Origin of the sequence: Oscillibacter sp. (assembly GCF_032018205.1) — a bacterium.
Lineage (GTDB): Bacteria > Bacillota > Clostridia > Oscillospirales > Oscillospiraceae > Oscillibacter.
The window spans coordinates 74,575-98,086 of record NZ_DALZOY010000004.1; the positions used below are offsets into that span (position 1 = coordinate 74,575).

Annotated in this window: 20 protein-coding genes; 16 read left to right on the top strand and 4 right to left on the bottom strand. The window is 52.8% G+C overall.

The features are described from left to right. The first annotated feature begins 20 nt into the window (after positions 1 to 20). Positions 21 to 284 carry a 30S ribosomal protein S20 gene (gene rpsT / locus RTU96_RS04530; RefSeq protein ID WP_293008924.1) on the top strand — a complete coding sequence of 88 codons (264 nt, stop codon included), beginning with the start codon at positions 21 to 23 and terminating at the stop codon, positions 282 to 284. A 347-nt stretch (positions 285 to 631) separates the two neighbouring features. Here rpsT and RTU96_RS04535 read toward each other — a convergent pair whose 3' ends face one another. Further along, positions 632 to 1,309 (bottom strand): GntR family transcriptional regulator, encoded by a 678-nt coding sequence (locus RTU96_RS04535; RefSeq protein ID WP_312635199.1) that lies wholly within the window; start codon positions 1,307 to 1,309, stop codon positions 632 to 634. A 69-nt stretch (positions 1,310 to 1,378) separates the two neighbouring features. Continuing rightward, complete coding sequence (locus RTU96_RS04540) at positions 1,379 to 3,034, bottom strand: M20/M25/M40 family metallo-hydrolase (protein WP_312635200.1); 1,656 nt, start codon at positions 3,032 to 3,034, stop codon at positions 1,379 to 1,381. Between the two features lie 749 nt (positions 3,035 to 3,783). Here RTU96_RS04540 and RTU96_RS04545 point away from each other — a divergent pair. The 8 genes from RTU96_RS04545 to RTU96_RS04580 all read left to right on the top strand — a co-directional run bounded on the left by RTU96_RS04545 (position 3,784) and on the right by RTU96_RS04580 (position 13,521). Next, positions 3,784 to 4,839 carry a TRAP transporter substrate-binding protein gene (locus tag RTU96_RS04545; RefSeq protein WP_312635202.1) on the top strand — a complete coding sequence of 352 codons (1,056 nt, stop codon included), beginning with the start codon at positions 3,784 to 3,786 and terminating at the stop codon, positions 4,837 to 4,839. Between the two features lie 138 nt (positions 4,840 to 4,977). Beyond that, positions 4,978 to 5,469, top strand: coding sequence for a TRAP transporter small permease (locus RTU96_RS04550; RefSeq protein ID WP_312635203.1), 492 nt, complete (start codon positions 4,978 to 4,980; stop codon positions 5,467 to 5,469). Then, on the top strand, positions 5,466 to 6,746 hold the full coding sequence (locus tag RTU96_RS04555) for a TRAP transporter large permease (RefSeq protein WP_312635205.1): 1,281 nt from the start codon (positions 5,466 to 5,468) through the stop codon (positions 6,744 to 6,746). Before RTU96_RS04550 ends, RTU96_RS04555 begins: the two co-directional genes overlap by 4 nt. Before the next feature lie 233 nt (positions 6,747 to 6,979). Beyond that, positions 6,980 to 8,269, top strand: a complete 1,290-nt coding sequence (larA, locus tag RTU96_RS04560) for a nickel-dependent lactate racemase (RefSeq protein ID WP_312635206.1) — start codon at positions 6,980 to 6,982, stop codon at positions 8,267 to 8,269. After that, positions 8,266 to 9,036 carry an AraC family transcriptional regulator gene (locus tag RTU96_RS04565; RefSeq protein WP_312635207.1) on the top strand — a complete coding sequence of 257 codons (771 nt, stop codon included), beginning with the start codon at positions 8,266 to 8,268 and terminating at the stop codon, positions 9,034 to 9,036. Before larA ends, RTU96_RS04565 begins: the two co-directional genes overlap by 4 nt. A 248-nt stretch (positions 9,037 to 9,284) precedes the next feature. After that, on the top strand, positions 9,285 to 10,571 hold the full coding sequence (locus RTU96_RS04570; RefSeq protein WP_312635208.1) for an aminotransferase class III-fold pyridoxal phosphate-dependent enzyme: 1,287 nt from the start codon (positions 9,285 to 9,287) through the stop codon (positions 10,569 to 10,571). Between the two features lie 38 nt (positions 10,572 to 10,609). After that, a complete protein-coding gene (locus tag RTU96_RS04575) occupies positions 10,610 to 11,980 on the top strand; it encodes an aldehyde dehydrogenase family protein (protein WP_312635210.1) in 1,371 nt (456 codons plus the stop codon). A gap of 221 nt (positions 11,981 to 12,201) precedes the next feature. Further along, on the top strand, positions 12,202 to 13,521 hold the full coding sequence (locus RTU96_RS04580; protein ID WP_312635211.1) for an acetyl-CoA hydrolase/transferase C-terminal domain-containing protein: 1,320 nt from the start codon (positions 12,202 to 12,204) through the stop codon (positions 13,519 to 13,521). Positions 13,522 to 14,036: 515 nt separating this feature from the next. Here the strand turns inward: RTU96_RS04580 and RTU96_RS04585 are convergent. Continuing rightward, complete coding sequence (locus RTU96_RS04585) at positions 14,037 to 14,207, bottom strand: hypothetical protein (protein WP_312635212.1); 171 nt, start codon at positions 14,205 to 14,207, stop codon at positions 14,037 to 14,039. 119 nt (positions 14,208 to 14,326) lie between these two features. On the opposite strand from RTU96_RS04585, the gene RTU96_RS04590 reads away from it, so the two are divergent. Genes RTU96_RS04590 through RTU96_RS04610 form a run of 5 tightly spaced genes read left to right on the top strand, consistent with a single transcriptional unit; the run spans position 14,327 to position 18,829 of the window. Further along, positions 14,327 to 14,767, top strand: a complete 441-nt coding sequence (locus tag RTU96_RS04590; RefSeq protein WP_312635213.1) for an NAD-binding protein — start codon at positions 14,327 to 14,329, stop codon at positions 14,765 to 14,767. Next, positions 14,764 to 16,095, top strand: a complete 1,332-nt coding sequence (locus RTU96_RS04595) for a TrkH family potassium uptake protein (protein WP_312635214.1) — start codon at positions 14,764 to 14,766, stop codon at positions 16,093 to 16,095. Before RTU96_RS04590 ends, RTU96_RS04595 begins: the two co-directional genes overlap by 4 nt. A 22-nt stretch (positions 16,096 to 16,117) precedes the next feature. Beyond that, on the top strand, positions 16,118 to 16,771 hold the full coding sequence (locus RTU96_RS04600; RefSeq protein WP_312635215.1) for a TrkA family potassium uptake protein: 654 nt from the start codon (positions 16,118 to 16,120) through the stop codon (positions 16,769 to 16,771). Between the two features lie 44 nt (positions 16,772 to 16,815). After that, positions 16,816 to 18,144: an ATP-binding protein gene (locus tag RTU96_RS04605; RefSeq protein ID WP_312635216.1), complete on the top strand. Its 1,329-nt coding sequence runs from the start codon at positions 16,816 to 16,818 to the stop codon at positions 18,142 to 18,144. Beyond that, positions 18,137 to 18,829 carry a response regulator transcription factor gene (locus RTU96_RS04610; RefSeq protein WP_312635217.1) on the top strand — a complete coding sequence of 231 codons (693 nt, stop codon included), beginning with the start codon at positions 18,137 to 18,139 and terminating at the stop codon, positions 18,827 to 18,829. The genes RTU96_RS04605 and RTU96_RS04610 overlap by 8 nt, the downstream gene beginning before the upstream one ends. A 160-nt stretch (positions 18,830 to 18,989) precedes the next feature. Here RTU96_RS04610 and RTU96_RS04615 read toward each other — a convergent pair whose 3' ends face one another. Continuing rightward, the gene (locus RTU96_RS04615) at positions 18,990 to 20,354 is read right to left on the bottom strand and encodes an NCS2 family permease (RefSeq protein WP_312635218.1); all 1,365 of its coding nucleotides are present in this window, start codon (positions 20,352 to 20,354) and stop codon (positions 18,990 to 18,992) included. Between the two features lie 645 nt (positions 20,355 to 20,999). Between RTU96_RS04615 and RTU96_RS04620 the strand changes: the two genes are divergently transcribed. Next, positions 21,000 to 22,922 (top strand): NAD(+) synthase, encoded by a 1,923-nt coding sequence (locus RTU96_RS04620; protein WP_312635219.1) that lies wholly within the window; start codon positions 21,000 to 21,002, stop codon positions 22,920 to 22,922. A 57-nt stretch (positions 22,923 to 22,979) separates the two neighbouring features. Further along, the gene (rnhA, locus tag RTU96_RS04625; protein ID WP_312635222.1) at positions 22,980 to 23,429 is read left to right on the top strand and encodes a ribonuclease HI; all 450 of its coding nucleotides are present in this window, start codon (positions 22,980 to 22,982) and stop codon (positions 23,427 to 23,429) included. Positions 23,430 to 23,512 lie beyond the last annotated feature (83 nt).

Here is a 23,512-nt window from a genome sequence, read left to right on the forward strand (position 1 = left end):
TGCCAAAGGAGGTGTTTGGTTTGCCGAATATCAAGTCTGCCAAGAAGCGCGTTTTGGTCTCCGCAGCGAAAAACGCTCGCAACAAGGCCGAAAAATCCGAGCTGAAGACCGCCATCAAGAAGTTCGAGGCCGTTGCCGCAGAAGGCAATCGCACCGAGGCCGATGGCGTATACAAAGTCGCGGTGAAGAAAGTCGATCAGGCTGTTGCCAGCGGCGTTCTGCACAAGAACACGGCTGCGCACCGCAAGAGCGCAATGACCTTGAAGCTGAATAAGCTGGGCTAAGAATGAGGCGTCCGCTTTTGCGGGCGCCTTTTTGCGTCTGGATTTATTTTTGTTTGGATATTTCAGCAACTTTGGTCCCGTTTTCGGCTGTCAAACAGACTTCTTCTGCTTTTGCAGTGGCATCATGGGGGCGAACAGTAGCCCCGGTATAATTTCTATAAGCAGGGCGGACAGTTAAAACTGTCCGCCCTGCTGTTTTTTTATGCTGTCGCGTTTGCGTCTTGCGTCAGTATGAAAAAAAATGATGGCTGCGGGAAACTTCCCGCAGCCATCATTTTTTGTGTATTTGCAGCCATTGCGCTCCGGTGCACCTTGTCTTTAAGAAACGCCGCATTTGACGCTGCCTTTTAATCTGTCTCTTCGAGCTGCGTCGTCCGCAAAATATAACGATTTTTGATCCGCTGTAAGTGATTGTACATGGCCTGATAGGCTGCTTCATAATCGTTCGCTTCCAGCGCGTCCACAATGGCAACATGTTCCCGCGTCGCCGACTCAAAGGAAGTACCCAACGTGGAGCTGAGCATCAGGCAGCGGTTGCTATGGGTATTGATTCGCTCCGTCAGGTCCAGAAGAAAACGATTCTCCGTACCCCGGGCCAGTGTGGTGTGGAATATATAATCCTGATTGATATACTCCAGATAATCAGATGCGCTGGACATCAGGGACCGTTTCTGGCAGTCAATGCTTTCGCGCAGCTTTCGGATCAGCGCAGGCGTTGCTTTATCCTTCAACTGTTCTATGACTAAAAGCTCAACGGACTGACGCACAAGGCTGATGTCGGCAATATCATCTTCGGTGAGGGGAGATACGACAATACTCTTTCCCTGGACTTTTGCCAGTCCGTCCTCCACCAGACGGTGCAGGGCAGTACGGATCGGCGTCCGACTGATAGATAACTCTGCACTGAGCTTTTCCTCTATCAGAATGTCGTTCGGCGCAAACTGGCTGGATACAATCGCATCCCGTATCACCTGATACGCCTTGTTAGACAGTGTTTCACTTTTTTTCAGGGGAGCTAATGACAAATGAACCGCTCCTTTTCATATTTTAGTCAACGACAGCACAGCAGCGCCCATCAGCGCGGAATCACGAGATCAACCTTCGATCAAATAGTTTTCCAAAGTACGCAGCATAATGACCGGCAGTTTCCCAAAGGAATACTCCTTATGGACACGCTCGGTCCATTTGTGGGCATCCTTGCCGTGGCAGCCGAAGTTTAGGGCCGGAATGTTCAGGCGCTTGATTTGATCCAAGCGAACATTGTAGTGTCCCTTCATATTGGGGAGATTGCTGATCAGCGTTTCCGCCGAGCTGTCCGTGTCATCCAGCTTCAAATAGCTGCTGTCGGTGAGGACGGGGAAAAACTGCATCATTTTCAGATCCTCGCCCATTTCCTTGCCAATTTCCTGAAGCAGGCCGGTGACGCTGTCCAGCAGCGCGGCTTCCTCGGGCACCTCGCGCTTGAGAGTGTTGCGGGGGCAGTAGGGAGGGGAGAGGAACAAGATGACGGTGGGGGTGTTGATGCTGACAACGGTGGCAAGATGCTCCACCATCTTCAGGCACAGCTCCCGGCGATCCATATTCGCTTCCAGCGCCTCTTTTGTGATGGCATCCAGATCGGCGTCCACGTCGGGCTTGACCGACATAGCTTTTGCGTGAAGCTGGCTGTAATCCATCACATTCAGGCTGTATTCGCGCTTCTTATATGTCATCCCGGTCATCTTGCAGTAAATCTTATTCTGCTCGTCTGTATAGGAATCCACCGTCTTCAGGGCATCCTCCGCCACCTTGCACAGGCGGGCGAAGATGTCTTCTATCTCCATATTGTGAATGAAGTAGTTGAAATAGACAAAGGCGGAAAACGCGGTCTGAACGTCATAGGAGGGCTTGAGGTCCTTCAGCTTCAGGACGGTGGGGGGCATGGCATATTCGTGATTGTATACGTCGCTGAACTCCGCGCGCATATCCATATTGCGGACAATCTCAGCAGCCACCATAGAAGCGCTGAACCCGTCAAAGCCCTGTCCGGAGTGAGTGGGCTTTCCGATAATGTAAAAGCAGGGAAGAATTTTTCCCACTGCGCCGGCATGGAAGTAATGGCTGGTGTCGCCGGGGTAAGCAGGAGAGATAAAATCGGTGTTTAGGGCCATTGCATAGTCCAGACCGTATTTGACCTTCAGCTCCTCCAGAACGTCCAGAGACTCAATAATGCCAGTGTGCTGATTTTCCTCCACAGGATTGGTCATGAAAATCAGGTTGCCGTCAAATTTGTCCGGATTTTCGGTAAAGTAGCGCATCAGGGCCATGTTGACCGCATCACCGCACTTCATATCCGAAGCGCCGCGGCCAAACATCCACTCGCCGGACTCAATATCAGCCTGAACATCAGGATCGGTGGTAATTGCTTTGATTTTTTCCGGCAGCGCGTCACAGTCAAACGCAAATTCCTTGATAGAGCCAAAATCATCAATGCCAACCGTGTCGTGATGCCCGTGGAGAATAATTGTCTTCTTGCTGTCGCTTCTGGTACCAAAGGCAATGGCCACCACATTGATCCGTCCGTACGGGTCATTTTTCAGGGGCTGAATCACGATCTGGTCAGGATGCTCCCGGAAGTAGGGCAGCTTGCGCAGCCAAGCGGCCATATACTCCGCAACATCACGCTCACCGGTGGAGTTGTTCAGGCTGGGAATTGCAACAAGCTCCTTGGTCAAGGCAAGCGTTTCCTCATAAAACGGGTAGTTCTGCATGGTAGAAGTGCCTCCTAATCTCATAAAATAATAGATGGATTTGAAGTATGACACTACCATGGCGTATTGACATTTTAGACTTTGCACTTTGTATACAGAGAATGAACGACTACATTGTAGACCATGGCAGTTAGCTTTGTCAACCCAAGGGCAAAAAAATTTTCCCAGCCCTTATATGTGCGCTATCCACAATTTAACGCAGATCAGCTTTTAATATTAGGATATATTTTACAACATGATTATAATATGAAGAAGCTGCGTGTCTCTATATTACGAAAAATCCGCCTGCCCAGCATCAGAAAATAAAGTGAGAAGAGAAAAAAATTTTAATCAGTCTTGTATAAACTAAACAAAAAAGCAAGAGGCGTGCAATAAACTATTGACATAAGAATACGACGTGTGTTAAAAATAAGATGCGATTTACCATGGAATTGTAAAGGCATTGGTATTGCGCATCTTTGTATACAGAGTACTGTACACTAGTATGAGAATGAATCGAACAGCCAAAAGCAAGCGCGCATTTTGATATGTGAAGATCCGGATAAGCTGAACAGGCGGGCAGCCTCCAAACGGTTTATCTGATTTTCAAAAGGCCCCGTTTCCGCTGTGTAAGCGAGGGAATGCCGACTGGCCAGGGCGTATCGGATGACACTGCCCGTCCGGGCCATATCAGCTTGTTTTCAGCGCAGCTTATGCAGATCAGAGGGGGGACCGAAGCCAAAGAAGATATTGAGGAGGATTGACGAAACATGAAAAAGATCTTTGCGACGCTCCTAACCTGTGCGATGATGCTAAGCCTGGCGGCTTGCGGCGGCGGAGGAACCGGCAGCGGCGGTTCCGGAAGCCAGAGTTCCGCCTCCCAAGGCGGCGATGCCCCCGCGTTCAAAATGATCGTGGGTTCTACCGTCCAAGATGACTCCGCTTCCGGTGTTGCTCTGCTGGAATACTTCAAGCCTTATGTGGAAGAACAATCCGGCGGCCGTATTCAGGTTGAGGTCCAGAACAACTCCGTCTTGGGCGGAGACCGAGAGCTGTACGAGGCTCTGCAGTTAAACACCGTCCAGTGCTCTTTTGGCCCCATGTCCACGCTGGCCAATTTCGAACCCAACTACGCTGTGTGCGACCTGCCTTTCCTGTTCAGCGGCAAGGAAGACGCCTATACCCAGCTAGATGGTGAGTTTGGCGCAAAGCTTGCCGAAAATCTTCCCAATATTGGCATGCGCCTGCTTGCTTACGGCGAAAATGCCTTCCGCAATATCTCCAACAGCGTTCGTCCCATCAACACACTGGAGGATATCAAGGGCATGAAAATCCGCGTGATGGAGTCTCCCGTGAACATTGCTACTTATACCGCTCTTGGCTGCAACCCCACTCCCATGGCGTTCAGCGAGCTGTATACCGGTCTGCAGCAGGGCGCTGTGGAAGGCCAGGACAACGGTGTTGTTCTGACCTACACCGCCAAGCTATATGAAGTACAGAAATACTACACCTACACCGGCCATATCTATGCCGCAAACGGCATGGTTCTTTCCGAGGCGTTCTGGCAAAGCCTGCCCGAGGATCTGCAGCAGGTTGTGGACGCCGGCGCCAAGTACGCCATGGAGAATCAGCGCCGCCTGAACACCGAAATGGAGGAAAAATTGGCGAAAACCATGGCTGATGCGGGCGTTCAGTTTAACACGCTTTCCGAGGACGAAACAAACCGTTTCCGCGAGGCCGCCAAGAGTGTGTGGGAGCAGGACGGCATTAAGAGCCTGATGGACCCTGAAATTTATGATATGGCCGTTGCCATTCGTGACAAATAATCAGCCTAATCCAAATTGATCGTCATGCGGGGGGCAGAGGATGCTTTCCGGCATCCTCTGCCCCTCTTGTGTTGAACCGAGTACGGCGGCGGACTCTAAGAGCAGTTAGTCGGCCGAATGAGATGGGAGCATTTAAAAATGAAAGAGACACTTCTAAAGGTCTGGGACCACTTGGAGGAATTCTTCCTAATCCCTTCACTGATTATCAGCACAGGTTTGATTTTTTTTCAGGTGATCATGCGCTATGTTTTTCGTAATTCTCTGAGCTGGTCCGAGGAAGTGGTCCGTTATCTCTATGTGTGGCAAACCTGGGTGGGCGTGAGCTATGCCGCCCGGAACGGAAGCCACCTGCGGATCACCATGCTGAAGGACCGGCTGCCCGAAAAGGCCCAGAAGGTGCTTGAAGTATTTGTTGTAATCGTCTGGGTCGGATTTGCAGTCTTTGTTATGATACAGGGCGTAAGTGCGGTCCATGCCATCGCTTCTTTCGGTCAGAAGTCCTCCGCCCTTCGTCTCCCCATGCAGATCTGCTATATGTCCATCCCCGTGGGCATGGTCCTGATGAGTGTCCGTCTGATTGAGCATACAATTAAATATTTGCGCAAGACGGAAGGGGGAACTGCGGAATGAATATCGCACTGCTGTTCGGCGTGTTTTTCGTGCTGGTCATGCTGAGCGTGCCCATTGGCGTATCTCTGGGCGTGGCCACCTCGCTGACCCTTGTTTTAACCAGTAATATCGGTCCCATCATGGTGGCCCAGAAGGCATTTACCGGTCTGGATTCCTTTACGCTGATCGCCATTCCTTTCTTTATGCTGGCCGGAAACCTGATGGCCTTAGGCGGAATCGCCCGGCGAATTGTCAACATGGCAGACGCGGCCGTGGGAAAGTTCACCGGTGGACTGGGCATGGCGACCATCATTGGCTGCATGTTCTTTGCGGCGATCTCCGGCTCCGGCCCGGCAACCGTCACTGCCATGGGATCCATCATGCTTCCGGAGATGGAAAAGCGCGGCTATGACAAGGGATTTTCCACCGGCTTGACTGCAACCGCCGGTACCATCGGCGTAATTATCCCCCCCTCGATTCCCTTCGTAATTTATGGTGTTGCTTCCGGCACTTCCGTGGGCGACCTGTTTAAGGCCGGTTTTATCCCCGGCATTTTGATTGGAATTGCCCTGATGATTGTGTGCTACATTATCTCTAAAAAGCAGGGCTACAAAGGCTCCGAGCACAGTCAGAACGGAAAAGCGAGCTTTTTGAGGACCTTTTTGGACTCTTTGCCCGCGCTGATGGCCCCCGTCATTATTCTGGGTGGTATTTACGGCGGCATTTTCACGCCCACCGAGGCCGCCGTGGTGGCCACGGTCTACTCTTTAATCGTGGGTAAGTTCGTCTACCATGAGCTGACCTGGAAAATCGTGCTGGAGTCTTACCGTTCCACTGCCGACATGAACGGCTTTACCGGCTTGGCTTTGGGCTTCTCCATGTCATTTGCCTCTTATTTGGCCATGGAGCAGATTCCCAGCAAGGTTGCCGGTGTTCTGCTGGGCGCTATTTCCTCCAAGTGGGCATTGATTTTGCTGATTATTGCAATTCTTCTGGTGGTGGGCTGCTTTGTGGACAACATTTCCTCCTGCCTGATTCTCACTCCTGTGTTCCTGCCTATTATCACAGGAATCGGCATGAGCCCCGTCCATTCCGGCATTATGATGACCGTGGCGCTGGCCATCGGATTTGTGACTCCCCCTTACGGCGTCAACCTGTTTGTCGCCTCCGCCGTAGCCAAGCTGAAAATTGAAGTCGTTTCCAAGGCAGCAATTCCATTTATCGGAGCCATGCTGGTCTGCCTGCTGCTAATTGCCTTTATTGAACCGATTTCCATGCTGTTGGTTTGGCTGCTGTAACAGGGGCCTTTATATCATAAGTTAAGCTGTATCGCATTTTTTAATTTGAAGCGGCACCGCACAATTCGCTGATGCCGGATTGTGCGGTGCCGTCATTTAAGTAAAACAGATACATCTTAATTGGGTTTGGGCTTTTCTGATTTTAGATATTGTGGTGGTAGTGGTAACTCAATTCGTGCGCTGATGTTTTCGGGGAATTAGAAAAATTAAAAATTAAGGTGGTGAATCGGTCGGTGAAAGAAAGAGAAGTGACGCTGCGCTGCGGAGAGAACCGCTATACGGTCAAAATTCCGGACCATATCCGTTTCCAGTATGCCCGCCTTAATCCAGCGGAGCAAACCGCCGATCCCGAAGTTCTCATACAGGAGGCTTTCAATCACCCGGCAGGAGCGCCCCGAATCGAGGACTTGGTGCAGCCCGAGCAAAAAATTTGCATCATCAGCGACGACAATACCCGCCTGACGCCGGTGGCCCTCATTTTAAAAGCGCTTCTTCCCCGGCTTGAGGGCGCCGGTGTCCGTCGGGAGGACATCTTTATCATCATGGCACTGGGCAGCCACCGCCCCATGACCGCGGAAGAAATGACCGCCAAGCTGGGACGAGACGTGTGCCAGAATTACCGGGTATTCAACAGCGAGTTTGAAAACCCAGCGCTGCTGACGCAAGTGGGGGTCAGCGCGCTGGGGACCCCGATTCGCGTTTTCAAAGCCGCAATGGAGGCTGATTTCCGCATTGGAATCGGCAGCGTTGTGCCTCACGGATGCATGGGCTGGAGCGGGGGAGCCAAGATTCTCTATCCGGGTATTACATCGGCAGACATCGTATCCGAATTTCATGTAATGCAGGGCCTGCGGGATGAAATTCTCTTGGGAATGGTGGAGTGCCCGGTCCGTCTGGCTGTGGAGAAGTGGACCCAAAATATCGGGCTGCATTACATTATCAACACCGTATTGGGTGAAGACGCAGCCGTATATTCCGTTTCTGCGGGGCACTATATTCAGGCCCATCGCAAGGCCGTGTCCTCCGCCCAGAAACTATATGGCGTTCCGGTGGGACAGCGGCCCGATGTGGTGCTCTCGTCGGCCTATCCGATTCATATGGATTTTTGGCAGTGCGGCAAGGCCACATACGGTCCCACAAGCGTGCTTCGCACGGGCGGCGAATTTCTTTTGCTGGCGGAATGCAAAGAGGGCGTTGGCCCCCATCCGCAGATGCTTGACTATATGGCCATGGAGGACGGGAAGAACGCGCTGCAAAAGCGCATCCAATCCGGCGACACAGGGGAAGACCTGCTGGCTATGGCTGTCGGGGTCAGCATGGGGCGGATGGTCCGTCATGCCCATGTGACGCTGGTTAGCGATGGGCTGACGGCGGAGCAGTGTGAACGGGGACGGATGTTCCATCGTCCGCAGGCGGCCTTGCAGCAGGCGCTAGAACAGGCGTTGGCAAAGTTTGAAGACCCTTTCCTGTTGATTATTCCGGAGGGAGGAGAGACAATCCCCATGCTGGGGGCTGAGGTATGAACTTTAAGACCTTCTATATCAACAATCACCGAATTACATATCGGGAAGCGCTGTTGGGCGACCCAATATTTGAAAAATTCTATCTGATTGAAAACCCCCATCAGGAGGATATTGTGGCCATCCCGGACGGATGTGTGGACATTCAATTTACCTGGGAAAACAGCGAGTGCCGTGGGTATGTCTGCGGAAGCTTTCTTCAGGGAAAAAGGTCGAACATCAGCACATATCAGCGCTGCTTCGGGATGAAGCTGCATCCCGGCGTTCAGTTTCAATTTTTGCAGAAAAAGATTACCGATTTGGTGGGGTGCCGTGTCCCGCTGTCTAAGTTTTTGGAAATATCCTCTTTTGAGCGCCGTCTCGGCAAGCTGACCTGTTTTTCTGAAATGATTGAACTTTCAAACCGTTTTTTCGGTGAGCAGGAGGTTGCTCCTGTCAACAGGATTGCCAGCAGCGCAGTCAAGCTGATTGTAGGAACGCCCGGCTCCCCACGGGTATCCGTCATGATTCAATCGCTGGGATACAGCCAGCAGTATCTCAACAGCATCTTTAAATATTGCTTCGGCGTTTCCATGAAAAAATATTCCGATATCATCCGTGCGCAAACCGCAATCACTTATTTGGACACTACCAATCTCATGGATGTCATTATCGATTTGGGCTATTACGACCAGGCCCACTTTATCCGGGATTTCAAGCAATACACCTCCCTGACGCCAAAGTCTTTTGTGGATCAGGTGTGCAAAACCAAGGTGGGTATAATTGTATAAAAAACCCGGCCGCCATCAGACCCCCGCGCCGCTTTCCCAAAGGCCCGTCGGCAAGGAGCACGTCAGATGCGGGTGGCCCGCGGAAGACAAAAAAACGAAACAGAAACCAGAAAGACAATGACTGGGGAAGCTTCATTTTTTACAATCAATCCAACCGGCCTTTGCTTACAATAAAGGAAAGTTGGTAAATCATCAAAGCAGGTAAACTGTCTTGTGAGACTGGAAAAATCAGAAAGGAAGATTCTATTATGACACAACACGAGAGAGCTCAATCCCTGATGCCCCCCATGGCCATGCACGATAAATCCACCCCCTGCGTGGTAAAAGGCGAGGGTTGCTATCTGTATACAGAAGAAGGCCGCAAGATTCTGGACTTCGCCTCCGGAATCGCCACCAACGCTCTGGGCCACTGCCACCCCAAGGTGATTGCCGCCGCTGAAAAGCAGCTGCACACGCTGGTCCACGCCGGGCACAACATCCTGTATTACGAGCCCTATACCACGCTGGCGGAAAAGCTGATTGAGAAAACCGGCGGAAAGTACAAGCTGTACTTCTCCAACTCCGGCGCCGAGGCCAACGAGGGCGCCATGAAGCTGGCGAAATATGCCACGCAGCGCCCGGTCATCATCTCCATGAAGAATGCGTTCCACGGCCGCACTATGGCCACCGCCACCATCACTACCTCCAACGCCGCTTACCGTAAAAATTACGAGCCTCTGATGCCCAGCGTGTATTTTGCCGAGTATCCTTACCTGTTCCGCACGCCCTATCAGATGAAGGACGGCAAGTGCCCCAAGGAATACTTCACCCAGTTTGATGACATGTTCAAGAAGATCGTGGACCCCTCCATGGTGGCGGCCATTATCATGGAACCCATTCAGGGCGAGGGCGGCTATGTCGTTCCTCCCGTGGAGTGGCTGAAGTATGTCCGTGAGTTGTGCGAACAGCACGGGATTCTCCTGATTTTTGACGAGATTCAGTCCGGCTTTGGCCGCACCGGCGATCTGTACGCATGGCAGACACTGGGCATCGAGCCCGACATTTTCACCTCTGCCAAAGCCATTGGCGGCGGACTGCCCCTGAGCGCCGTATTCGGCAAAAGTGAAATCATGGACAAGTGGGGCAAGGGTGCTCACGGCGGAACCTTCGGCGGAAACCCCGTCTCCTGCGCCGCGGCCTTGGCTGTGATGGAAGAGCTGTTCGAAGGCGGCGTTCTGGAAAACTGCCGCAAGATGGGCGAAATCGTCCGCACAAGGATGCATGACCTGCAAAAGAAATACAGCGTCATTGGCGACGTCCGCGGCATGGGCCTGATGAACGCCATGGAATTTGTGAACCCCGAGGGCAATTCGCCCAATGGGACCCTGTGTTCATCCGTGATTACCGAGGCGCTGAAGCGCAATCTGCTGCTGTTGAGCTGCGGTGCCGATAAGAACAACATCCGCCTGATTCCCCCTCTGAACGTGGACGAGGGCACGCTGGACGCCGCCTTTAAGATCATTGACGAGTCTATTGCCGCTGCGCTGAAGGGCTGATAAAAAATTACTGGAATTATGTTGGAGGTTATTGTAAAATGGACACACAGGAGTATCTGAAGTCTCTGGTTGCTGCCGCCCGCACAGCGCAGAAGGAGTTTGAGAAGTATCCTCAGGAAGTGGTGGACAAGGCTGTGAAAGCCATTGGCAAGGTCATTTATGACAATGCCGTGGAGCTTGCCCACATGGCTGTGGATGAAACCCGCATGGGCAATTATGAAAGCAAAATCGAAAAGTGCCGCAACAAGTCCAAGAGCGTCTGGTGGCGGATGAAAGACAAAAAGAGCCGCGGCATCATTGAGCGGGACGTGGAAACCGGCATTATGAAGGTGGCCAAGCCCATCGGCGTTATTGGCTGCATTGCGCCCACCACCAATCCCGTCATCACGCTGATGCACAATTCCATGTGCAGTCTTAAGTGCGGAAACGCCATTATCATCTGCCCCCATCCCCGGGCCAGAAAGGTGGGCGTGAGAACCACCGAGCTGATGATCGGAGAGCTGGACAAGCTTGGAATGCCCAAGAATCTGATTCAGATTATCCCTGAGCCCACCGTGGAACTGTCTGCGGGACTGATGTCGGTTGTGGACCTTTGCATCTGCACCGGCGGCCCCGGCATGGTTAAGGCGGCGTATTCCTCCGGCCGGCCCGCTTACGGCGTGGGTCAGGGCAACGTGCAGGTGCTGGTGGACCGCGATGTGGACCTCAACGAGGTTGCCAAGATGGCGATTACCGGCCGCATCTTTGACAACGGCGTGCTGTGCACCTGCGAGCAAAACCTGATTTGCCCCCGGGAGAAGGCCGACGAGATGATTGCCGCCATGAAGGCCAACGGCGCTTACTACATTGACAACGAAGCTGACGCTGAAAAGCTGCGCAACAGCTGCTTCCCTGACGGGATGCTGAACAAGAACTGGCCCGGCGCCAGCGTTCAGAAGATGGCTGAACTGGCCGGGCTAGAGGGCGTGCCTGCCGACGCCAAGGTCATTCTGAGTTGCACCAAGGGGTACGCCCACGACGACGTTTTGGCAAAGGAAAAGCTGTTTCCCGTTATGGCACTGTTCCTGTACGACACCTGGGAGGAGTGCATGGAAATTGCCCGCGCCAATCTGGAAATGGAGGGCATCGGCCACAGCGTGGTGATTCACTCCAACACCGACGCCCATATTGAGGCTGTCCCCGAGGTGATCAACGTCTCCCGGTACGCGGTGAATCAGGTGGGCGGCACGGCTTTGGGCGGTGCCATGGACAATGGCCTGAATCCCACCACCACGCTGGGCTGCGGCACTTGGGGCAACAATGCCATCAGCGAGAACCTGTGGTTCTATCACCTGATGAATGTCAGCCGTATTTCCTACAAGGTTCCCACCATGTATGTCCCCACCGACGAAGAAATTTGGGCCGACTGAGCCTTGCCTTCACATCAGGAAACGTCCGGCTTATTAAAGCCGGACGTTTCCGTAAGGGCCTTAATTGGACGGTAAGATACTGTGCATAAAATTGAGCGTATATCCAATGCAGCCGGAAATCTTGTGGGGCGGAGGCCCCGCAGAGCAGGCACAACGCGTTTATTTAGAAGATGTTTATGATACCTGTTTGAAGTAAATTACTGCATATGGGAGCGGAAACGATGATGGAAGATTACAAGAGCAAATTTGTAAGTCCTGAGGAGGCTGCCGCCCGGGCGGTGCAGTCGGGAGACTGGGTGGACTATGGGTTCGGCGCAGGCTTTCCGGATCTGATGGACAGGGCGCTGGCGGCACAGAAGGCCGAACTGCGGGATGTGAAAATCCGGGGCGGTCTGGTGATTCGCCCCCGCATTGAGGTGGTTGAGCAGGATCCCGAGCAGTCCGTCTTCACCTATTACAGTTGGCACATCGGAGACTACGAGCGCAAACTCCAAAGCCGGGGCCTGTGCCGCTTTATGCCCATGATTCTGCGCCAGCTTCCGGAGCTTTACCGCCGTCATATCCGGGTGGATGCGGCGTTTGTTCCCATTTCCCGGCCGGACGACAAGGGCTTTTGCGGTCTGGGTATTTCCAACTACGCTTGGCGGACCATTTTTGAAAACGCCAGAACGGTGGTCTTTGAAATCAACGAGCATCTGCCAAGACTTCAGGGCGTGAACGGGTTCCACAGGGTCCATCTGTCGGAGGCAGATTATATTGTGGAAGGCGAGCACGAACCCCTGCCTCTGCGCACCTATCGGGAGCCGTCTCCGATCGATGTGGAAATTGCAAAGCATGTGGTTGCAGAAATTCCCAACGGTGCGGTGCTGTCTCTGGGGGTGGGCGGCGTACCCTTTACCGTGGCTAAGCTGCTGGCGGATTCTGATTTAAAGGATTTGGGCTGTCACACCGGTACCATCAGCGACGCGTTTCTGGCGCTTCACAAGGCCGGAAAGCTCACTAATGCCCGAAAGGAGCTTGACACCGGGCGCTCCACATGGAATCTGGCCATGGGCTCTCAGGAGCTATACGACTGGCTGGAGCAGGAGCCTTATCTCTTTTCCCCCGGCGATGTGGATGTTGTCCATGCGCCGGATCGGATGTGCAGAATGAAGAATTTCATCAGCATCAACGGCGGCGTGGAGTTGGACCTGATGGGTCAGGAGAACGCGGAATCAGCAGGTAGCCGCCAGCTTTCCGGCACGGGAGGTCAGCTTGACTTTTTGGAAGGAGCATTTCGCTCCGAGGGCGGAAAAGGGTTTATCTGTCTGGCCGCTGCACACAAGAAGAAGGATGGGACGCTCAAGTCCAGCATTGTTCCCTTTATCTCCGGCGGAAGCGTGGTCTCCGCACCGCGTAGCATGATTCAATACGTGGCGACAGAGTACGGCGTGGCCAAGCTGTCGGGTCTTTCTTTAAAAGAGCGGGCAGACGCAATGATCTCCATTGCACACCCTGACTTCCGGGAAGAATTGGCCCGTTACGCACAGGAAAACTTTTGATGGCGGACCCAAGATTCTGAGCGGCCACTTTCCCCAACGGGGCATCTGATGCCGCTTTTAAAAACGATCCGAAAATCGCTCTCTGCAAATGGCAGGATGACGAAACCTTTTTGCGCATTTTTCAAGCTCTGGGTGAGGGCGGATATGGAGAATCTATTGCTGGATTCTATCATAGTAGCGAACATGAAAAGCGCCAAGCGTACACGCCCGGCAACAGGGGTGCGCTTGGCGTTCTTTTTTGCTCAGTAAATCTCATGCGGAGTTTAACTCTCATGATACCTCTGAGATTCAGCATCAAAATGGACATAGCAACGCTGTGGCAATGGTTTCCCGCAGCTTGGTCGTAATCAGTCTCAGGCCGCACTTGCGCTTGGTCAGGCTGAACCGCCGCTCCACTTCCACACGCTCACATTTGTCCAGAAAATTCTGTGTTTTATCGCGGATTTGCCCTTCTTCGGCCTGCCCAGCGCGGGACCGGAGAGATGACTCCCATGTTCCTTGCAATAGCGTAAATTCTACCGGTTTCGGTGGATCTTATCCGCCAGCTTCGGGAGCCTATTCCTGAGTTCCGCCTGTTCCGTGGTATACTTAGAGGAGAGCAGTCGGAAGTATTCGTTGAGCATACAGCCCAGCACATTGTCCTCGTAGAGCCGCCTGAACAGGACCGTGAGTTCACCGTTTAGCATATGGTATAACCTTCTTGTGCATCGCTCGCTTCCTTTATAGAAAAAGAATACCGCCCTGAAAAAGAGAGCACTATCCTTATATTCTTTCTGTTATTGTAATACGGAAAGGAGGCGGGAGCATGACGATTTTGCTGGGTTTCACTACCGCCGGACTGCTTGTGCTTGGCTTTTTTGTCATGCGGCGCCTGGATACTTTTATAGAAAGGGGCGGAATCCTCGACAGCCCGCGGGGGCGAGCAAATCAAGGCATACTTATCTATGGAGCGCCGGAAATCGAAGAGAAAATACATAAGATCGGAATGAAGTACAAGATTATCACAGATCCTATTTTTCCGAAGGATGACTTGTATTCGGCTCTATTTGCTTTATCGCAGGATGACCGCGACAATCTGGCGCTCTGTCATATGGCCAAGCAAGCAGATCCTGAAATTACAATGATTGCGCGGTGCAGCGCGCCAAAACTGCAAGGAGTCTTTAAGACGATGGGCGTAAGCAGACTTCTTGGTGCGGAGGAATCCGTTGACCTCCTGCTGGCAGAATTGGGAGGAATCAGCAAATGAATACCAATAGATGGAGTACCACGCAAATTCTTTCCTTTGGATTTGCAATGCTTATTTTAATCGGTGGACTTCTTTTAAGCTTACCGGTCGCCGGCAGGAACGGTGCGGGGATTCCGTTTTTGAACGCGCTTTTTACCTCCGCGTCCGCAACCTGTGTTACCGGCCTTGTGGTTTACGACACTTGGACGCAGTTTTCCTATTTTGGGCAGGCTGTCATCTTGCTGTTGATTCAAATCGGTGGGCTGGGGTTTATGGCGGTTGCTATTCTGGTTTCCCTTGCTGTCGGCAGACGCATTGGCCTGCGGGAGCGTTCTCTGCTGGCAGAGGCCGTCAGCTCTATGCAGGTGGGAGGCGTGGTCCGGCTGGTGCGGCGGATGCTGATCGGCACCGCATTTTTTGAGGGAATCGGCGCACTGCTTCTGGCAATTCGCTTTGTCCCGATGTTCGGGGCAGGTCAAGGCTTATGGTTTGCCGTGTTTCATTCTGTGTCCGCATTTTGCAATGCGGGCTTTGACCTGATGGGCGTACGGTTGCCATTTTCTTCGGTGACAAGCTTTTATGACGACCCTCTCATCATCCTCACCATTGCCGGGCTGATTATTGCAGGCGGCATCGGATTTGTCGTGTGGAACGACCTGATAGAAAGCCGATTTCACTTTAAAAATCTGCATCTGCATACCTGCGCTGTGCTCTTTTCCACACTGGCGCTCCTGCTGATTGGGACCGTCGCATTTGTCAGTCTGGAATACAACGGAACGATGCGTTCCATGAATCCGGGTACGCGGATGCTGTCGGCTTTCTTTCAATCGGTCACCCCGAGAACAGCAGGGTTTAACAGTCTTGATATCGCTTCTCTCTCGGATGGCAGCAAATTTGTCACCATGCTGTTGATGTTTATTGGTGCTGCACCCGGCGGTACTGGCGGCGGCATCAAGGTGACAACCTTTGCCGTGATGGTCGCTTCCATTTTGGCGCAGCTCAGAGCGCGGGATGATGTAAATTTGTTTCACTTCCGGCTGGAATCAGAAGCCATACGCCGCGCCTTCTGCGGTGCGACAGTCTATCTTGCTATGACGGTGGGAGGGATTCTGATTTTGTGTGCGCAGGAACAGTCACTGACCGCGGCGGCATTTGAAACACTGTCCGCCATTGGCACGGTGGGGCTCACCGTGGGGATTACGCCTACGCTTCAAGCCTTGTCCCGAATTGCAATAATTCTTTTAATGTACGCGGGGCGCGTGGGCAGCCTGACAGTTTTTATGGCGGTGGCACAGTCCAAGCATAACGGAAAGCTCAAAAATCCTGTCGGTAAAATTATTGTCGGTTAACCAAGAAAGGAAATTCGATAAAATGAGATCAATGCTGGTAATCGGCGCAGGGCGCTTTGGAAAAAATCTTGCCGTTAAGCTCACTGAACTGCATAATGAAGTTATGCTTGTGGACGTAAATGAGGAAGCCGTGCAGAAGCTGGAACCTTTTGTTACCCGGGTTCAGATCGGAGACTGCATGGACAGGGATGTTCTTGCGGAATTGGGCGTACGGAATTTTGACATATGCTTCGTGTGCATCAGCGACAATTTTCAGTCTTCCATGGAGATCACTTCACTGCTTAAAGAATTGGGAGCGCCCTATGTCGTTTCTAAATCGGACCGTGAGATTCACGCCGATCTGCTTAAAAAAATAGGCGCCGACGATGTGGTTTACCCGGAAAGAGACATGGCCCAGAGAACTGCCGTCCGGTATTCGGCAAAAGGCGCGTTCGACTATATTGAGCTTTCTCCCGAATACGCCATCATGGAGGTGGAGCCGCCGGAAAGCTGGATTGGGCGCAACATTCGGGAACTGGACGTGCGCACCAAACACCGCGTCAACGTAATTGGTGTGCGCAATGGAAAACACATTCTGCCGCTCATCAGCGCAGAGCATGAGTTCCAAAAGCAGGAACATATTATTGTTGCGGGCGAGCAAAAGGATATCCTGAAAATAATCAGCAGCACAAATTAGCAAAGGGGGGGACTGTCACGATCAAAAATGCGGGGAAAGCGGTTGTGACCATTGGCATTGCGACGGTATTGGCGGTTCTGGCGGCCCGGCTGGGTGTGGAGAACGAAAGCGTCATCATGATGTTTTTGCTTGGCGTTTTGTTTACAGCAGTATTCACCAGCAGTCTCTGGTGGGCCATCGGTTCGGCACTTGTGTGTGCGCTGCTCTTCAATTTCCTGTTTACCGAACCGCACTATTCTTTTTTCGTATACAGTCCCAGCGACCTGATGCTTCTTGTATTCTTTGTTGCCACGGGAATTGTTTCGGGGATGATTACCTCCCGTTTGCAGCGGGAAATGAAGCTGGCAAGCGAAAATGAACATACAGCTAAAATCCTGTATCGCATTGCGTCAGATTTTCTCTCCGCCAGCGGGAAGGAAAGCGTCGTTCGGAAAGCTGAAGCCCTTGTTCAGGAATATGTGGGCATGAACTGTAAGGTGTTTTTAGGCGGCCGGCAGACCGTTCCCCAGAGCTTTGAAATTAGCGGGGCTTCCGGAATGCTGGGCAGGCTGGAGCTTTCTGGGACTCGGCCCAGCGGACAAAAGCTTCTGATTGTGCAGGCAATCTGCGCGCAGCTTGGGATTGCGCTGGAGCGGGAGATGCTTGTAACCGATAGGGAAAGAATCCGAATGGCAATGGAACGGGAACAGCAGCGCGGCACGCTTCTTCGGTCTGTGGCCCATGACTTGCGCAGTCCGCTGACGGCAATCTCCGGTGCAGGCAACCTGTTGGCCGACAACTATTTCAGGCTTTCCGATGCCGAACGCAGAAAGCTTGCCTCTGATATCAGCGAGGAAATCGTCTGGCTCAGCGACCTGGTGGAGAATATCCTCAGCATGACCCGAATCAGCGAGCAAAAAATTGTGCTGCACAAACAGGATGAGGTCATTGACGACGTCATCGGCGAGGCGGTCAAGCATACGGAACGGCTCCTGCACGCCCGGCATTTCCATGTGAAGCTGCCGGGCGAGGTGATAACGGCGCCTATGGACGGCAAGCTGATTGCACAGGTCGTGATCAATCTTTTGGAAAATGCGGTCCGGCATACGCCGCCCGATAGTGAAATTTCTCTGACCATACATGCAGAAAGTGACTTGACGGTATCTGTGGCGGACACGGGGAACGGCATCCCAGATGCGATCCGCGACCACCTGTTTGAACGTTTTGTCACCCAGGAGTCGGATATTGTAGACGGACGTCAGGGACTGGGCCTGGGGCTTTCAATTTGTAGGACAATTATTGAGGCGCATGGCGGCACGATTTCTGTGTCGGACAATGTTCCGAAAGGCTCTATCTTTACGTTTAACCTGCCCATGGAGGAAACTGATGAGTGAAAAACGAGTGATCCTTGTTATAGAGGACGACAAATATATTTCACATTTTATTGATATCTCTCTTTCCAAAGAGAATTATGCTGTCCTAATTGCGGAAACGGCGGCAGAGGGCTTATTCTTATTTACTTCTCACAGACCGGATATCGTCCTGCTGGATCTTGGCCTGCCTGACCGTGACGGCGTGGATCTGCTTCGCAAGCTGCGGACCTTTTCGGATACGCCTGTTCTGATCGTTTCCGCACGGGGGCAGGAAATGGAGAAAATTACCGCGCTGGATTTGGGTGCCAACGATTATATTACGAAGCCCTTCCATATGGGGGAGTTGATGGCGCGTATCCGGGTGGTTGAGCGGCTGCTGGAGAAAAATGGAGCGACAGACGGAGACTCCGTGTTTTCCTGCGACTGGCTGACGGTGGACTATGAAAAGCGCCGGGTGCTTGTGTCCGGCAACGAAATTCACCTGACGCCGACGGAATATAAAACACTCCTTTTGCTCATATCCAACCGGGGCAAGGTGCTGACGCACAATTATATTATCCGGCAGATTTGGGGTTACGAAGGAGGCGACAGCAAGAGCGTACGGGTCTTTATGGCCAATCTTCGCCGGAAACTTGAAAAGGACACGACGCATCCACGCTTTATTCTAACGGAAGTTGGTGTTGGCTATCGCTTTGCCGACGAATAGCAATTTAAAATGCCAAAACAAGATGCAGAGAAAGTTATTGTAAAAACTTTCTCTGCATTTTGTTTTCCGTATTCGGTTTGCCTTATTGGGTGGGTTATCAACTTATCCTTGTGACTTCCCGACTTTTGCCGGAGGACCCGTTTTAATTTGTCCGCTTTGCTTAGAGCAGCGGGAAAATGAACAGCTTGAACAGGAACAGCGCACCCAGCACCCACATCACGACGCCGGGCTCCTTGGCCTTACCCTGCACGACCCGCACCAACAGATAGAACAGGATGCCAAACATAATGCCGGCGGAGATGGAGTAGCCCACAACCATGAAGATGATGGCAAACACGCCGGGAACCAGCGCTTCCACCTTTGTCCACTCGAACTCCTCCATAGGCTCGCACATCATAATACCCACAACCACCAGCGCGGGGGCGGTGGCAAAGCTGGGGATAGCGCCGATCACTGGGAAGAAGGGGACCGCCAACAGGAACAAAATGGCGGTGGTGACGGCGGTGAGGCCCGTGCGTCCGCCCTCTTCCACGCCGGAGGCGCTTTCCACAAACGTGGTGACGGTAGAGGTGCCCAGAATGGCGCCCACCGTGGTGGCCACAGCGTCGGAGGCAAATGCCTGATTGACGCCGGGGAAGTTTCCGTTTTCATCAATCATTTTGGCCTTGGTGGCAACGCCCGCAAAGGTTCCCAGCGTATCAAAGATATCCACATACAGAAAGGTAAGCGTAACCATGATAAACTGGGTGATGTTTTTGCCGCTGGCAAATGCGTCGCGCAGACCGGAGAAGCATAGTCCGAAGGTTTCCGCAAGGCCGGAGAAGGAAGTGAAGCTAATCAGAGCAGAGGGGAACAGGGAATACGCGCTTGCTTCAGGATTTACCTGATACCAGCCAATTCCCTGAGCAGCCATGCCCAAAAACCAAGTGACAAAGATGCCGATCAGCAGCGCGCCCTTCACCTTCTTCATCCAAAGAATTACCGTGATGGCAATACCAAGAAGCGCCAAAAACACGCCCGCTTGGGTCAGGTTCGCATTTACCTCAACCAGCGTGGCGCCTCCCACAATGATGCCGGAATTCTGGAAGCCGATGAACATGATAAAAAGACCGATACCGGCCGAGATGGCCAGACGAAGCTGCTTTGGAATTGCGGTAAGCAACTTGGAGCGTATACCCGTGAGGCTGAGCACCAGAAAAATGCAGCCCTCCACCAAAACCGCCGCCAGCGCAAAGGAAGGGGAGAAGCCCATGGCGAATACCACCGTGTAGGTAAAAAAGGCGTTCAGGCCCATACCCGGCGCCTGCGCAAACGGCATTCCCGCCCACAGGCCCATCAGCATGGTGCCAAGACACGCGGACAGCGCCGTAGCCAGGAAAACGCCGCCTGCATTCAGTCCGGCCTGACTCAAGATTCCCATGTTTACCGGAAGAATATAGGCCATGGTGATGAAGGTGGTAATACCCGCCAGAATTTCCGTTCTGACGGTACTCCCGCGCTCGGTGATCTTAAAAAATTTGTCCATTGGATACCTCCTAAAATAGTAAGGGTCTTGTTTTTGGTCACACGGCCCCCGCTGTCTTGGCCCCCCCTTCCCCCGCTGTGCAAGCGGCTTCTCAATTGGCTTTGTCTTTGCGGAACATTAAAAACCGCGCCGCAAAGATATACACCAAGGGTTCTCCCATACAGTACAGCATATTACATAAGAATACATAATATACAGTATAACATTTTATACATGAATGTCTATAATGGCAGTTTTCACAAAAAACATTGGCAGAATTTTTTATTTGTGCACCTCTTTTTCAACAGGTTTTTTCAGACTTTATAACTTCTTAGGAATAAAACTCCGCGTTTGTTTACAGACTGTTCACATCAAATGCATAATTCCGCAATGTTTTTCGGGTATCTTAAGAATCAGCAAAGGGGACTCCCACCCCGATGCGTTTTCTCCCTCCTAAAACACACACAGCAAAAAGGACCGCTTCGGCGGTCTTTTTTGCGTGCCTTTTTAAAGCGGCTCCGTAGGGCGGCTGCAGAACGCTTTCATTTTCCGTGCCGCCTGCAAAATTACTGCACCGCCATAGCCGCAACGACACTTTCCGTCTTGCGAAATGTCTTGGCGTGGTATACTATAAGAATAATATTTTTTATTCGGGAGGCGTTTTGCATGAAAGACGGTTTTATCTCTGTCGCCTGCGGCAGTCCCCGGCTTCATCTGGCTGACTGCGCCCGCAACGCGGAGGAAACCTTTACCCTGATGCGCAAGGCGGAGCAGGCGGGGGTGAAGGTTTTGGTTCTGCCGGAGCTGGGACTGACAGGCTATACCTGCGGCGACCTTTTTTATCAGGAATCCCTGCTGCGCGGCGCGGAACAGGCCCTTTCCACCGTGCTAGAGGCCACCCGGAATCTAGAGGTCGTCACTGCTGTGGGCCTGCCTGTTCGATTTGAAAACAAATTGTATAACTGCGCAGTAGTTATACAAAAGGGAATTATTTTAGGGGTAGTCCCAAAAGCTCACTTGCCCAATTATGGCGAATTTTATGAAAAGCGGCAGTTTTCACCGGCTCGGAAAGATCCGTTTAATATGGTGTCGCTGTGCGGAAGCGAGATTTGCTTTGGCGCGGAAATTCTCTTTTCCTGCGAAGAAATGCCGGAGCTGACGGTGGGCTTTGAAATCTGCGAGGATTTGTGGGCCCCCTGTTCCCCCTCCGTCACCATGGCGCAGATGGGGGCCACCATCATCGGCAACCTGTCCGCCAGCAACGATTTGGTAGGGAAGGACGCCTACCGCCGCCAGCTTGTGACTATGCAGTCGGCAAAGCTTTTGTGCGGTTATGTATATGCCAGCGCAGGGGAGGGGGAGTCCACCTCCGACGTGGTGTTCGGCGCGCATCAGCTTATTGCAGAAAACGGAACCCTTCTGGCTGAACAGCGGTTTGAAGGCGGACTTTTGATTTCAGAAATTGATGTGGCGCGATTGTGCTATGAACGGAGAAGAACCCAGGTTATGCCGGAGAAACCGGTTTCCACGGCCCCTGTTACAGTGCCTTTTTCCCTGACGGTGGCACGGACGAAGCTCACCCGGTATGTGGCCCCTATGCCCTTTGTCCCGGAGGGGCGAGAGGACCGGGACAAGCGCTGCCGGGAAATTCTGCTGATTGCTTCCCTTGGCTTAAAGCAACGGCTGGAGCACACGGGGTCGAAAACCGCCGTAGTGGGTCTTTCCGGCGGACTGGATTCTACGCTGGCCGTGCTGATTACCGCTCTTTCCATGAATTTGCTCGGCAGACCCATGACGGATATTGTGACGGTGACCATGCCTTGCTTTGGCACCACGGACCGCACGAAAAACAACGCGGTGATTCTCGCGGAACGGCTGGGAACCACTCTAAAAACGGTGGATATCTCCGCCACTGTCCGCAGCCACTTCCGCGATATCGGACAGGACATGGACGACCACTCTGTTACCTTTGAAAACGGACAGGCCCGGGAGCGGACGCAGGTTTTGATGGACATTGCCAACCAGACCGGGGGCCTTGTCATCGGCACGGGAGATTTGAGCGAGCTGGCTCTTGGCTGGTGCACCTATAACGGCGACCATATGAGCAACTACGCGGTCAACGCCTCCATTCCCAAAACGCTGGTGCGCCATCTGGTGGCCTATCTTGCCCGGGACAATCAGGATAAGGATGGGGACCTCACCGGCGTGTTGGAGGACATTCTGGACACGCCCGTGTCCCCGGAACTGCTGCCCGCTGTGCGTGGAGACATTGTCCAGCGGACCGAGGACTTGGTGGGGCCTTACGAGCTGCATGACTTTTTCCTGTACTACTTTTTGCGCTGGGGCTTTGAGCCGGGGAAAATTTTCCGGCTTGCGCTGTATGCCTGGGCCGAGCGGTATGACCGGACGGTGATTTTGAAGTGGCTACGGGTATTTTACCGGCGGTTTTTCTCCCAGCAGTTTAAGCGCAACTGCCTGCCGGACGGGCCGAAGGTCGGCTCTGTGGCGGTATCCCCCCGGGGGGACTGGCGGATTCCCAGCGACGCGCAGGCCACCCTGTGGCAGGCGGAACTGGACACGCTGGAATAAGCGCTCTGGGGCGCGACGGCCAAAAGGCCCGGATTTTACAAGCTTAAAGGAGTTTTCATGAAAACTGTCACCATCTATACCGACGGCGCCTGTTCCGGCAATCCCGGCCCCGGGGGCTGGGGCGCGGTGCTTCTCTACGGAGAGCACCGCCGGGAGCTTTCGGGCGGCGAGCCGGCCACCACCAATAACCGTATGGAACTGACCGCTGTGATTGAAGCGCTGTCGTTTTTGAAGGAGCCTTGCACCGTCGATTTGTGGAGCGACTCCAAATACGTGATTGACGGGCTTGAAAAGGGCTGGGCAAAGGGCTGGAAGAAGCGGGGCTGGGTGAAGTCCGATAAGAAGCCCGCGCTAAACCCGGATTTATGGGATAAGCTGCTGACCCTGACAGAAACCCACGCCCTTCGTTATCATTGGGTGAAGGGCCATGCCGATACCCCCGAAAATAACCGCTGCGACGAGCTAGCGGTAGCGGAGTCAAAAAAACAAAGCAGCAGTCGCAATTAACTGAAATTTACGGAGGTTGAGAAACATGGCAAAGACCACCAAGACAGATAGGGGATTTGAACTTTCTTATTGGAATCTAAGTT